The organism is Dehalococcoidales bacterium (assembly GCA_041656115.1).
Taxonomy (GTDB): domain Bacteria; phylum Chloroflexota; class Dehalococcoidia; order Dehalococcoidales; family UBA5627; genus UBA5627.
On record JBBAED010000009.1, the window covers coordinates 21,447 to 33,825 of the forward strand.

The 12,379-nt window shown below is 44.8% G+C and carries 10 protein-coding genes and 4 tRNA genes; 10 read left to right on the forward strand and 4 right to left on the reverse strand.

Features of this window, described 5'->3' with window-relative positions:
* Window positions 1-387 precede the first annotated feature (387 nt).
* Together WC958_05625 and recJ are read right to left on the reverse strand one after the other, a co-directional pair.
* On the reverse strand, window positions 388-1,014 hold the full coding sequence (locus WC958_05625) for a glycerol-3-phosphate acyltransferase (protein ID MFA5629708.1): 627 nt from the start codon (window positions 1,012-1,014) through the stop codon (window positions 388-390).
* A 40-nt stretch (window positions 1,015-1,054) separates the two neighbouring features.
* Window positions 1,055-2,731, reverse strand: coding sequence for a single-stranded-DNA-specific exonuclease RecJ (recJ, locus tag WC958_05630; GenBank protein MFA5629709.1), 1,677 nt, complete (start codon window positions 2,729-2,731; stop codon window positions 1,055-1,057).
* 251 nt (window positions 2,732-2,982) lie between these two features.
* Here recJ and mtaB point away from each other — a divergent pair, with 251 nt between their 5' ends.
* Complete coding sequence (gene mtaB, locus WC958_05635; GenBank protein MFA5629710.1) at window positions 2,983-4,260, forward strand: tRNA (N(6)-L-threonylcarbamoyladenosine(37)-C(2))-methylthiotransferase MtaB; 1,278 nt, start codon at window positions 2,983-2,985, stop codon at window positions 4,258-4,260.
* Between the two features lie 826 nt (window positions 4,261-5,086).
* Here mtaB and queA read toward each other — a convergent pair.
* Together queA and WC958_05645 are read right to left on the reverse strand one after the other, a co-directional pair.
* The gene (gene queA, locus WC958_05640; GenBank protein MFA5629711.1) at window positions 5,087-6,139 is read right to left on the reverse strand and encodes a tRNA preQ1(34) S-adenosylmethionine ribosyltransferase-isomerase QueA; all 1,053 of its coding nucleotides are present in this window, start codon (window positions 6,137-6,139) and stop codon (window positions 5,087-5,089) included.
* A gap of 14 nt (window positions 6,140-6,153) precedes the next feature.
* On the reverse strand, window positions 6,154-7,029 hold the full coding sequence (locus WC958_05645; GenBank protein ID MFA5629712.1) for a methylenetetrahydrofolate reductase: 876 nt from the start codon (window positions 7,027-7,029) through the stop codon (window positions 6,154-6,156).
* Between the two features lie 130 nt (window positions 7,030-7,159).
* On the opposite strand from WC958_05645, the gene surE reads away from it, so the two are divergent.
* The 9 genes from surE (at window position 7,160) to WC958_05690 (ending at window position 11,703) form a co-directional block, all read left to right on the forward strand.
* The gene (gene surE / locus WC958_05650; GenBank protein MFA5629713.1) at window positions 7,160-7,939 is read left to right on the forward strand and encodes a 5'/3'-nucleotidase SurE; all 780 of its coding nucleotides are present in this window, start codon (window positions 7,160-7,162) and stop codon (window positions 7,937-7,939) included.
* A gap of 201 nt (window positions 7,940-8,140) precedes the next feature.
* Complete coding sequence (locus tag WC958_05655) at window positions 8,141-9,031, forward strand: DUF2520 domain-containing protein (GenBank protein MFA5629714.1); 891 nt, start codon at window positions 8,141-8,143, stop codon at window positions 9,029-9,031.
* Window positions 9,028-9,405 carry an aspartate 1-decarboxylase gene (gene panD, locus WC958_05660; protein ID MFA5629715.1) on the forward strand — a complete coding sequence of 126 codons (378 nt, stop codon included), beginning with the start codon at window positions 9,028-9,030 and terminating at the stop codon, window positions 9,403-9,405. Before WC958_05655 ends, panD begins: the two co-directional genes overlap by 4 nt.
* Window positions 9,406-9,415: 10 nt before the next feature.
* Complete coding sequence (gene panB / locus WC958_05665; protein MFA5629716.1) at window positions 9,416-10,249, forward strand: 3-methyl-2-oxobutanoate hydroxymethyltransferase; 834 nt, start codon at window positions 9,416-9,418, stop codon at window positions 10,247-10,249.
* Between the two features lie 4 nt (window positions 10,250-10,253).
* A complete protein-coding gene (panC, locus tag WC958_05670) occupies window positions 10,254-11,090 on the forward strand; it encodes a pantoate--beta-alanine ligase (GenBank protein MFA5629717.1) in 837 nt (278 codons plus the stop codon).
* A 151-nt stretch (window positions 11,091-11,241) separates the two neighbouring features.
* Window positions 11,242-11,317, forward strand: a tRNA-Phe gene (locus WC958_05675).
* 37 nt (window positions 11,318-11,354) lie between these two features.
* Window positions 11,355-11,443, forward strand: a tRNA-Leu gene (locus tag WC958_05680).
* Window positions 11,444-11,476: 33 nt separating this feature from the next.
* Window positions 11,477-11,550: transfer RNA gene (locus WC958_05685), tRNA-Gln, on the forward strand.
* A 78-nt stretch (window positions 11,551-11,628) separates the two neighbouring features.
* Window positions 11,629-11,703, forward strand: a tRNA-Asn gene (locus WC958_05690).
* The last annotated feature ends 676 nt before the right edge of the window (window positions 11,704-12,379 follow it).

Sequence of the window (12,379 nt, forward strand, 5' to 3'; positions counted from 1 at the left end):
AAAGACCCGTTCGCCCTGAGCTTGTCGAAGGGTCCGACGAACGGGAAAAAACAAGGACTACCATCCAGCTGCCGTTATGGTTCGACAGGCTCACCACGAACGGCTGGAGTTTTTACCATTTGTCATTCTGAGCTTGCCGAAGAATCTAAGGGTTAACGGATAGTGCAGTGTTCGGCTAGCAAATCACGTCTGGACAGTGCCTCTTTTTTATTACCGAGGTGACCTCATGACCTAAACTTCTGTCCTCTTAGATCTTTCACTGCGTTCAGGATGACAATAGGGGGTGCCGTTATGGTTCGACAAGCCCACCATGAACGGCTAAACTTTACAACAATAACAAAAAAGGAGCGGGGTTACCGCTCCTCCTGTACCATAACTTTTAAACGATTAAAGCCTGTCTTTAAGATTCTTACGCCTAATTACCCGCCCCCAACTGCCGCCCTTGGCCTTCATTTCTTTAAGGCGCGGGATATAGCTTATAAAGGGCACCAGTATTAGTAATGCCGTGTACAGCACTAAATCCGGCCTGTCGTAAACCAGCCATGCAACAAAGGGGAAGCAGATCATCGCAATCCCGTAACTTAAAGTCGGGAATTTGGTAATAAGGAGCATAATCCCGAAAATGGTAAGTCCGATAAGTATTCCCCAAGGAATGAAATAGATAATCGCACCGATAGCGGTTGCTCCGCCCTTCCCGCCCTTGAACTTAAGCCAAACCGGGTAGTTATGCCCTAAAACCACAATAAAACCACAGATAAACATATAGAGGTTGGGGATATCCAGTACAAGGTCTGCCAAAGCTACGGCGGCAACCCCTTTTAAAACATCAACCGCCAGTACCGTAATCCCAACGCCCTTGCCAAGATTATAAAACGAATTCATAGCACCCATGTTATGGCTGCCAACGGTTCTTATATCGATTTTTTTGGCTAACTTACCGGCAATATAAGCGGTGGGGATGGAGCCAAGCAGGTAAGCCGCTATAAAGGCAACTGCAATTTTAAATATAATCATACCTGATATTTAATTCCTCCAAAATTGTGCTAGAATTATTTTACGTCGCAATATCCAAGATATTCAAGCGCAAGCGCTCTTCTCCTCGCCAACATTCCAGTCTTAAATTGTATACTATATCAATGTGGGAGTGTATATTTTTAAAGCACTTACCGAACCCGAAAGCGACCGCCTCCCAGTTTACGTTGTTTTGCCTGAGCCTGAATCTTAAATGTCCGCCGTTATTGCCCATTGTTTGGCAATCAATAACCTCAACATCATGGCTTACAAAAGTCGGAACAGGGTTTCCCATTCCAAAAGGCGCCAAGGTTTGCAGTAATTGGTAAGTCCGTCCTCCCAGTTGGGAGAACTTAACTTTGGCATCGATATCCAACCTGGGGCGCAAATCAAGCCCTTCTAATTGTTCTCCGGCCATTTGGTTCAGTCTTTCTTCCAGTTTGGACAGATTTTTAGTAGGCATTGTAAAACCGGCCGCTCTGGCATGTCCGCCGAAATCGCTTAGAAGGTCATGGCATTCATCAAGCGCTTTGATAATATTAAACTCGGGAATACTTCGGCAGCTGCCGTTACTGGCTTTTTCTCCTATTTTAATAACAACGGAAGGACGGTAAAACAATTCCGAAAGCCGTCCGGCAACAAGCCCGATAACCCCCGGCGGATGGTCGGGGTCACTGGCAATAATTATCGGTGTTTCCCCTTTAGCTTCCACTTGTTCGCGCGCCTTTGCCAGTGAAAGGGCGGTTATTCTTTGGCGTTCAACGTTTTGTTCTTCCAATGCGAGTGCCAGTTCCTGCGCTTCTTCGGTTGAATCGGTTACCATCAATTTATAGCTGGTAAGCGCATTTTGCAGTCTGCCGGCGGCATTGAGGCGGGGTGCAAGCGACCACGATATTTCTTCGGTGCCGATACTTTCGATATTGATACCGGCTAACGTTGCCATTTCTTTAATCCCCGGCCTGCAGTTTTTACTCATTACCTTCAATCCCTCTTTAACCAGATAACGGTTTTCCCCTAAAAGAGGCATCATATCGGCAACGGTTCCCAAGGCAACTAAATCAAGATAATTTTCAACGTCTTTTTCTTTGCCCATTCCGTTATAAAGGGCTTCCAAAAATTTATAAGCAACGCCGACCCCTGCCAGTTCCGTAAACGGGTACTTTGAATCCTCTCTTTTGGGGTCAACAACGGCGATTGCATTCGGCAGTTCTCCCAGCGGGGTGTGGTGATCGGTAATAATAATATCAAGCCCTTGTCTTTTAGCTTTTTTGACCTGAGAAATACCGGTTACGCCGCAATCAACCGTAATAACCAGCGATACCCCTTCTTTTCGGAGGTAATCCAGCGCGCTTGAGTTGAGGCCGTGCCCTTCCTTGATACGATGGGGAATATATGGGATAACATTGCCGCCGAGCGCCTTTAACCCTTCCACCAATACGGCGGTGCCGGTAATTCCATCGACATCAAAATCACCGTAAACAGCAATTTTTTCGCCCGAAAGCAAACCCTGGTAAATCCTGCCGGTTGCCTGATGGATATCCGGTAACAGTTGAGAGTCTCCGGAAAGACGCTTATCCGCCGCGGTAAAAGATTCTATTGCTTGCGGTTCGGTTATCCCGCGGTTATACATTAATTGTCTAATTAGAGGAGGGAATTCACAATCATTAATCGGATGACCGTGCGGTACTGGCGGGAAGAGATTCCAGCGAAGATGTTTCAAATCGTTTCCTCTCTACTCTTCGCAACATTTGTTTTCTCCCGGCTGTAGCCGATAGCTTAGCGCCGGGATCGGTTATATCGTGCTGCCGCTACCGTATAACATATGTTAAGAGTGATGAATATTCTGCTATTTATAACATAATTTTAACTTAAACTGCAAGGATACGCTCCTTTTGCTATAATTTTCTAAACGGGAGAGTTTTTATATTATTTAAAAGTTCCATTTAATTTTGGTTACGGAAAAGGTGCGGTTTGAGTAAAAAAGAAAACAATATTAAAGTGGCGTTTGATACGCTGGGCTGTAAGTTGAACCAGGCGGAAACAGAAGCGCTTACGGATAAGTTTGTAAAATCCGGCTATATTGTTGTTTCATCGCAAGATGATTTCGATATTTACGTACTAAATACTTGTACCGTTACCCATGTTGCCGACCGTAAAGCGCGTCATCTTTTGCGGATGGCACACCGACGTAATCCGCAGGCTGTTTTGGTAGCTGTCGGTTGTTACGCTGAACATTCGACAAAGGACCTTTTAAAAATAGACGGCGTGAAACTGGTACTCGGTAATGCGGAAAAGATGAAATTGCCGCAAATTCTTACCGGGTTAAATGCACTTTCCTTTACTAAAGGTTCGGGTTTTTCTGCTGATTTTTTAAGTAACCGCAGAACGCGTTCTTTTATCGCTGTGCAAGAAGGGTGTAACAATTTTTGTTCTTACTGTATTGTGCCTTATGTGCGCGGCAGGGAGAAGAGTGTTCCGCCCGAACAGATTGTAAGAGAAATTAAAGAAAAGGTTGCTTCCGGTTTTAAAGAAATAGTATTAACCGGTACCGAAATCGGTGCGTATAATTATGGAGGTTTGAATCTAGAGGGGCTAATTGACATAATCCTTAAAGAAACCCCTGTTTTACGTTTGCGAATATCATCTTTACAGCCCCAAGAAATAACCCCCGATTTAATTAATCTTTGGGAAAATACAAGATTATGCCCCCACTTTCATCTCTCCTTACAAAGCGGCAGCGATACGGTTTTAAAAAGAATGAAACGTCGCTATACGACTTCCGATTATCTGGATGCTGTTAATTTAATCCGTTCAAAAATAGACGGTGTTGCAATTACCACCGATATTATTGTCGGGTTCCCGTGTGAAACCGATGCCGAATTTACCGAGAGCTACGATTTTTGCCAAGAGGTTGGCTTTTCACGCATCCACATTTTCTCGTATTCGAAACGGCGTGGAACTGCGGCAAGCATAATGCCGAATCAAGTTTCTCCGCAGATAATGAAAGGACGCAGTGATTTGATGCTGAAGTTAGCTGAAGAAACTTCTTGCTCCTTTTATAAAGGTTTTATCGAAAAGGAGATTGAGGTTCTTTGGGAACAGGCGGCAGACGGTATTTGGACCGGTTACTCCGGAAATTACATTAAGGCCTATACAACAAGCAACAAAGACCTCACCAATGTTATGAGTCGTTTTGTTGTTCAAAGGATTTATGAGGGTGGGGTGTGGGGAGAAATTACGGAACAATAACAGAATGTCTTTGCGATCGCCCCCCTTTTTGTATTTGCGAGACCATTCCCGCAAGGGAAGGCGGAGCAACTCACCTTTGTCTTTGCGAGCGTAGCGAAGCAATCTCACATAGATTAAATTCTTTGGAGATTGCCACGTCGTTCGCCTAAAGGCTCACTCCTCGCAAAGACGTTTCCCCTATTGTCATTCTGAGCTTGCCGAAGAATCTGGGAGTTAGCGAATGGTGCGCCGTTCGGTTATGGATTTTAGAATAGAACGATACCTCTTTTTTGCTTCCGAAGATACCTCACAGCCTGTATTTCCCATCCTCTTAGATCCTTCACTGCGTTCAGGATGACAAAATGAGGAAACAGGATGAGGAAAAAAGCCCGTTCGCCCTGAGCCTGTCGAAGGGTCTCACGAACGAGATTAGACAAGGATTGCCATCCGACCGCCGTTATGGTTCTACAAGCCCGTGCATCCTGAGCCTGACGAAGGACACGAACGGCTGGGGGAACACCTTTGTCTTTGCGAGCGCAGCGAAGCAATCTCACATAGATCAAATTCTTTGGAGATTGCCACGTCGTTCGCCCAAGGGCTCACTCCTCGCAAAGACATTAATATTATTGTCATTCTGAGCATAGCGAAGAATCTAGGAGTTAGCGAATGGTGCGCCGTTCGGTCACGGATTTTACAGCAGGACGAAGCCTCGTTTTTTATTGCCGAAGGTACCTCATAGTCTATATTTCCTATCCTCTTAGATCCTTCATTTTATTCAGGATGACAAGGAGGAGATTGCCACGTTACTCTCCAGAGGCTCGTTTCTTGCAAAGGCATTACGAAGGGGCTACAAAATCAACATTGCATCGCCAAAGCTGTAAAAGCGATAATTATTTTCAATCGCTTCATGATAAGCCCTTTTCATCAGCTCCGTTCCTCCGAAAGCACTTATCATCATCAGCAGTGTCGATTTTGGCAGGTGGAAGTTGGTAATTACGGCATCGGGGATAAAAAACTTATATCCGGGAAGAATAAACAGATTAACCCACCCTTCAAACGGATCAAGCACAGCATTTTTACTGACACCGGCAGCGTATTCAATAAGGCGCACCGATGTCGTTCCGACGCAGATTACCCTTCGGCCTTCTTGTTTGGCGCGCGATACCTCATCCGCAACTTCTTTGCTAATATAACCGTATTCAAAATGGATTTTATGCTGTGTCGGATCTTCATCTTGAACGGGGCGGAAGGTATCCAACCCGACATGCAGAGTCGTAAAAAGGCATTTAATTCCGCTGGCTTGCAGTTTTTCCAAAAGTGCGGGCGTAAAATGCAAACCCGCGGTCGGGGCAGCGGCACTGCCTGTTTTTTCGGCGTCGGCGTAGATTGTTTGATACCTTTCGGCATTCTTGAGCGGCTCGTGAATATAAGGGGGAAGAGGCATCTTCCCCAACAGAGGCAAGTATTGTTCATCCGAAAAACGGACAAGCCTGATGCCCTCGTCTAACACATCGGTAATCTCGGCGAAAACGGACGGTGTTTGTTCCGCGGGTAATAAATCGTTACAAAGTTTTACCTGAGTACCGATTTTAACGCGTTTACCCGGTTTTACCAGCGCCTCCCACAGCCCGTTATCAACACGTTTCAATAATAACAGCTCAACCCTGCCGCCTGTTTCAGGTTTAAAACCCTTTAAGCGTGCGGGCATGACACGGCTGTTATTAAATACCAACACGTCACCTTTCTTTAGATACTTGCTTATCTCAAAGAAGTGGTCCACATGGCTGATTTCGGAAGTTAGACGGTTAACAACAAGCAAACGCGATGAATCTCGGGGTTCAATCGGGGTTTGCGCAATCATTTCCGGCGGCAAGTAATAATCAAAATCGCTGGTTTTCAAAAGCATGCTTGGGCCTAAAAATAATGCTTAATATTTTCAACAACTTCCCTGATGGGGTCGAGCTTATTGAGGGTAAAGAACTGAATACCCGGTGCTCCGCCGTCCAACAAGTCTTTGCATTGTTGAATCGTAAATTCCAGCCCTGCTTGATAAGTAGCCTCATCATCACCGTCAAGGGGGGCAAAAATATCGTGCACCCTTTGCGGAACCGACGCCCCGCAAGTTTTACAAAAGGAGATTAGTTTTTGATAATTGGTGATTGCCATTATTCCGGGCAAAATACGTGCCGTAACACCGATTTTTCTGAGCCTGTCGACGTAATCAAAGTAATCTTTGTTATCAAAGAATATCTGGGTAATCACAAATTCCCCGCCCGTATCAATTTTCTTTTTCAAGTAGATTGCATCCAGTTCTTTACCGGGGCAATCTATATGACATTCGGGGAATCCGGCAACACCAATACTAAAGTAATCGCCGTGCTCACGAATCATTTCGACAAGCTCATAAGCATATTTACACCCGTCCGCTGCCGGTTTCCAATTTTCATCCCCTGCCGGAGGGTCACCGCGCAGGGCAAATATATTATTGATATTCTTGCTTTCCATTTCGACGATTTTTTCCCTTAATGCCGCTTTGGTCTCACCGACACATGAAAAATGATGCATTGTAGGGATATTAAAAATCTTCTGGAAATTGTCAACAATATCAAGTGTAAGGTCACGCGTTCCGCCGCCGGCACCGTAGGTTACTGAAAACCAATCCGGCTTAAGGTCGGCATAAGCCTCGGCAATTTCGTAAAGTTTTTTTATGCCCACTTCGGTTTTGGGCGGGAAAAACTCAAGAGAAAATGTTCTTTCTTTTTCGCTAAATATATCAATAATTTTTTTCATAATTAAACCTCAACTCAAAAGCAATATCCAGTTAGTATAACAATAATTGACACTTTAAGAAAATTTTAATCGAAAAAAAGATTTGTTCGGTTTTAAACCATCTGCTAAACTTAAAGCGGAGTTAGATTATATGAATATATTGCTTTCAAACGATGACGGGATTTTATCGCCGGGGATTTGGGCGCTTGCCAAGGAGCTGCGGGAAATTGCTAAAATTACGATAGTTGCCCCGGACCGTGAACAAAGCGCTACGGGTACAATGCTAACCTTGCGCCAGCCTTTGCGCGTTCAAAAAATAACTCCCTTACTGGAAGGGACAGAGGCCTACGCCGTTGAAGGCAGCCCCGGAGACAGTGTTATTATCGGAATTGAAATGATTGCTAAAGAAAAACCGGATCTTGTGATTTCGGGGATTAATCAGGGCTTAAACACCGGTGACGATATTTTAATTTCGGGTACGGTGGGAGCCGCAATGCAAGGATATTTAAGAGATATTCCGGCGGTAGCTGTTTCCGCGCTTAATTATAACGACGGGAACACCGAAAACGCCTCCAAGCTTATCAAAATAATCGCCCAAAAATTCCAAAATAAAAGCCTTTCCAATGACTTCTTTTTAAATATAAACCTACCGGGGCATCCTATTTCCGAAATAAAAGGCATTAAAATCACCCGTCAGGGGCATAAAACCCATATCGATACAGTTAAAGAAGGACACGACGGCCGGAACGAATATTTTTGGCTTGTCCGCAAACAGCATAACAACGAATTTGCCGAAGATACAGATATGTATGCCCTAAAACAAAAATATATCTCGATTACGCCTTTAAACGAAACTTTATTCCAACGCAAGGCAACCGGGCTAAACGAAGATATTTGCCGAGAACTGTTTTCAAACTGTTTGCAGCGTTAAGCCTTCGCGGATAAAAACCGCTTGACAGGCGCTTTTAAGGCCAATACAATTAAATTGAGACCATCGACCGAATGGCGGTGAGTTTTAAGGGTAATAATATAAATATATCGCTTGGATCTAAAACGACCGAGACGTAGTTGTTGGTAACCTTCTCGCAGTTTCGGGGAAGGTTTTTTTGTTATTTAGAACAGGAACACTTTAATGGCAAATGATACTAAAATAGGATTTATCGGGGCCGGTGCATTGGCAAATACATTGGCGGTGGCTTTAAAGCAGAAGGGATTTAAGGTTGCGGCCGTTTCCTGTTACGGTTCCGAATCCGCAAAAGCGCTGGCAAAACGTATCGGCGAGCCTTGCCTGGCAACCGATAATCAAGGAGTTGCCGATAGCGCCGAAGTCGTTTTTATTGCAACTCCCGATGATGTTATTGCGACGGTAGCCATGCAAATCAAATGGCATAAAGGGCAAAAAGTTATCCATTGCAGCGGAGCGGATTCAATTGATATTTTACGCCCGGCGGAGGAATTCGGTGCCCAAATCGGCGCCTTTCACCCTTTACAAACATTTGCCGCCGGATTAGGAGAAAACTTAAAAGGGATTACCTTTGCCGTTGAAGCCCAAGAACCGTTATTAGCGCAGCTTAAAGAACTGGCGCTGACATTGGGCGGAAATTGGCTGGAATTAAAATCGGAAGACAGGGTAATCTACCACGCGGCAGCCGTTTTTGCCGCTAATTACATGATTACTTTAACAAATATCGCCGCCGATTTATGGGATAATATCGGTATTTCTCGCGAGAAAGCAATCGAAGCGCTGTTACCGCTTATTCGCGGGACATTAAATAATATGCAAGAAATAGGAATAACCGACAGCTTAACCGGGCCGATTGCCCGCGGTGATTCGGGAACGATAGAAAAACATATCAAAGCCTTGGGTAAAATCAATTCGGATCTTAAAAAACTATATGCCGAACTGGGCTTAAATACAATACCGATTGCTTCTGAAAAGGGCAGGCTGGATAAAGTTCATGCCGCACAAATAGAACGGCTGCTTAAAGACACAATTCAACAACCGGAGTACGTCAAAAAATGAGAACAATGATGAAAAGTAAAATCCACCGCGTTCGTGTTACCGATCTTAACATCGATTATGAGGGCAGTATTACTATCGACCGTAATCTGATGGAAGCAGCCGATATTTTGCCTTACGAACAGGTTCATATTTTAAATGTTAATAACGGTGAACGATTTCTAACCTATGCCATCAAGGGGGAGGCAAACAGCGGGGAAATCTGTATAAACGGGGCGGCCGCCAGGCTGGTTTGCAAAGGTGATATTGTAATTATCCTTACCTATACCCAAATTGATAACGAAAATGCCGAAAATTTTAAGCCAACCGTAGTGTACGTAAATAAAAAGAACGAAATCACCTCAGTCAAACGTTCTGTCGAATCGCTTACCTTTTAAGGAGGCCGTTATGCGTGCAAATATAATCCAAATCAAGCTAATGAAGCAAAAGGGCGAGAAAATTACAATGTTAACCGCCTATGATTATATGACCGCCAAAATTATCGATGAGGCCGGCATACCCTTGATACTTGTCGGTGACAGTCTCGGAACGGTGATATTAGGCTACGATTCGACGATTCCGGTTACCATGGAAGATATGCTTCACCACACCAAAGCGGTGGTGCGCGGCTCAAAGAATGCTTTAGTTATCGCCGATATGCCCTTTATGAGTTATCATATCAATACGAACCAGGCTTTAACCAATGCCGCACGCCTTATTCAGGAGGGCGGGGCACAAGCGGTAAAGGTTGAGGGTGGGGTTAGCGTTGCCGGGAAGGTTAAAAAAATCGTGGATTGCGGTATTCCGGTTATGGGACATATCGGGTTAACACCGCAATCAATAAATCAGCTTGGCGGACATAAAATACAGGGGAAGGATATCGAAACAGGCCGGAAATTACTGGCGGATGCTAAAGCGCTGGAAGAAGCCGGGGCATTTGCTGTTGTGCTGGAAACAGTACCTGAGGCGCTTGCCGCTTTTATTTCCGCAAAAATAAATATCCCCACTATTGGGATTGGTGCGGGTGCCGGTTGTGACGGGCAGGTTCAAGTTGTAAGTGACATATTGGGGCTGTTTACCGATTTTGTGCCCAAACATACCAAACAATACGCTCAACTGGCCAAGTCAATGTCCGAAGCGGTTAAAAATTATTACGATGAGGTAAAATCGGGGCTCTTTCCGACTGCAGCGCAAAGCTTCTCTATGGATGAGAGCATTATCAATGATTTAAAGAAAGAATAAAATTATGAATATTATTAAAACTATTCCCGAAATGAGAGAATTTCGTAAAACACTTTGCGAATCGGTTGGATTTGTCCCGACGATGGGTTATTTACACGAAGGGCATGTGTCGCTGATTAGGAAAGCCAAAGCAGAAAATGCCTCTGTTATTGTCAGTATTTTTGTTAATCCCACCCAATTTGGTCCAAACGAAGACTTTGAAAGCTATCCGCGCGACATTGAGGGCGATATCGAGATACTTAAAGAAGAGGGGGTTGATGCTGTTTTTATCCCCGAAGCGTCCGAAATTTACCCTTGTGAATTTAACAGCCGGGTTGAAGTTATCGGTATTACCCAAAAACTGGAGGGGAACAGCCGCCCCGGTCATTTCCGTGGGGTTACCACCGTTGTTAACAAGTTGTTTAATATCGTTACCCCCGATAGAGCCTACTTTGGGCAAAAAGATGCCCAACAGGCGATTGTTATTAAAAAAATGGTTGCAGATTTGAATATGAATCTTGAGATAGTTGTTTGCCCGACAATAAGGGAACCGGACGGTTTGGCAATCAGCAGCCGTAATGTCTATCTTTCCCCCGAAGCGAGGCAATCGGCAACGGTTTTGTACCGTTCGTTAATGCTGGCAAGGGATTTATATGAACAGGGCGAAAGAAGCGCCGAGACGATTCGCAAAGAAATGGTGCGCCTGATTAAAACAGAGGAAACGGCAAGAATCGACTACGTTTCGATTGCCGACCCTGTTACCCTTGATGAGCTTGACGAGGTTAGCGGGAAAGCTTTAATATCGCTGGCGGTTAAATTCTACAAAACCAGATTGATTGATAATATAATACCGGGCGGATAATTATTCCCGCTTTGAGGGCTTTTGTATTCGATGGCGGCTTTGTTATTTAGTAAGCACGTTTAAAAAACGATAGGCTCTACGTAATTAGTAAAAATTAAAAACAATATGCTATAATATTGCGGTTAATAAAAAGAACCTTAAATTATCTCGGGCCGAGGTAGCTCAGCCGGTAGAGCAGCGGACTGAAAATCCGCGTGTCCCCAGTTCGATCCTGGGCCTCGGCACCATTGTATAGTTCTTTGACAAACTAGCTGGTTATATCCGGCCGAAGTGGCGGAATAGGCAGACGCGGCAGTCTCAAAAACTGTTGGGAGGCAACTCTCGTGTCGGTTCGACCCCGACCTTCGGCACCATTTTTTAATAACTTAATAGAATTAAATTTTTGTTGCCGAGTTGTGTAGCGGTAGCACGAAGGACTTTGAATCCTTTTGCCCAGGTTCGAATCCTGGCTCGGCAGCCACTAAAAGGGCACTTACTCTGTTAGGCAAGGGATAAATCCTGAAATGCTTGCTTGGGGTTTGTTAAACTGGGTATCCGTTCCCCGATAGCTCAACGGTAGAGCGTGCGGCTGTTAACCGCCAGGTTCTAGGTTCGAATCCTAGTCGGGGAGCCAATTCTTTTCTATGATTTCCTTCTTTTTTCCATATGTAACCTCAATATTCGCTGTTGATTAAACAATTCTTTGATTCCTCTTTGCTGCTTAAAAGTGGGCCTTTGATTGCGTGACTATTTGCAACCCATAACACTACTGTCTTTGCGAGGAGTGAGCCGTTAGGCGAACGACGTGGCAATCTCATACGGATTTATATGAGATTGCTTCGCTGCGCTCGCAAAGACAAGGTGCTTCTCAGCCGTCCGTGGTGAGCTTGTCGAACCATAACGGCGAATGGATAGCAATCCTTGTTTACTCCCGTTCGTTGGACCCTTCGACAGGCTCAGGGCGAACGGGCTTTTTCCCTCATCCTGTTTCCTCATTTTGTCATCCTGAATGAAATGAAGGATCTAGGAGGATGGGATGCATAGGCTATGAGGTTGCCTCAGAAGCAAGAAAGAGGAACCGTCCTACCGTAAAATCCGCGACCAAACGCTGCACTATCCGTTAACTCTTAGATTCTTCGGCAAGCTCAGAATGACAATAGTAGAAACGTCTTTGCGAGGAACAAGCCCTTAGGCGAGTGACGTGGCAATCTCTAAGGAATTTAATCTATATGAGATTGCTTCGCTACGCTCGCAAAGACAAGGTGCTTCTCAGCCGTCCGTGGTGAGCCTGTCGAACCATAACGGCGAAT

Coding starts and splice junctions, on each gene's coding strand:
- WC958_05625 (MFA5629708.1), bottom strand. CDS start 1,014: ATGATTATATTTAAAATTGCAGTTGCCTTTATAGCGGCTTACCTGCTT.
- panB (MFA5629716.1), top strand. CDS start 9,416: ATGCGTGCAAATATAATCCAAATCAAGCTAATGAAGCAAAAGGGCGAG.
- WC958_05645 (MFA5629712.1), bottom strand. CDS start 7,029: ATGAAAAAAATTATTGATATATTTAGCGAAAAAGAAAGAACATTTTCT.
- WC958_05655 (MFA5629714.1), top strand. CDS start 8,141: ATGGCAAATGATACTAAAATAGGATTTATCGGGGCCGGTGCATTGGCA.
- panC (MFA5629717.1), top strand. CDS start 10,254: ATGAATATTATTAAAACTATTCCCGAAATGAGAGAATTTCGTAAAACA.
- panD (MFA5629715.1), top strand. CDS start 9,028: ATGAGAACAATGATGAAAAGTAAAATCCACCGCGTTCGTGTTACCGAT.
- surE (MFA5629713.1), top strand. CDS start 7,160: ATGAATATATTGCTTTCAAACGATGACGGGATTTTATCGCCGGGGATT.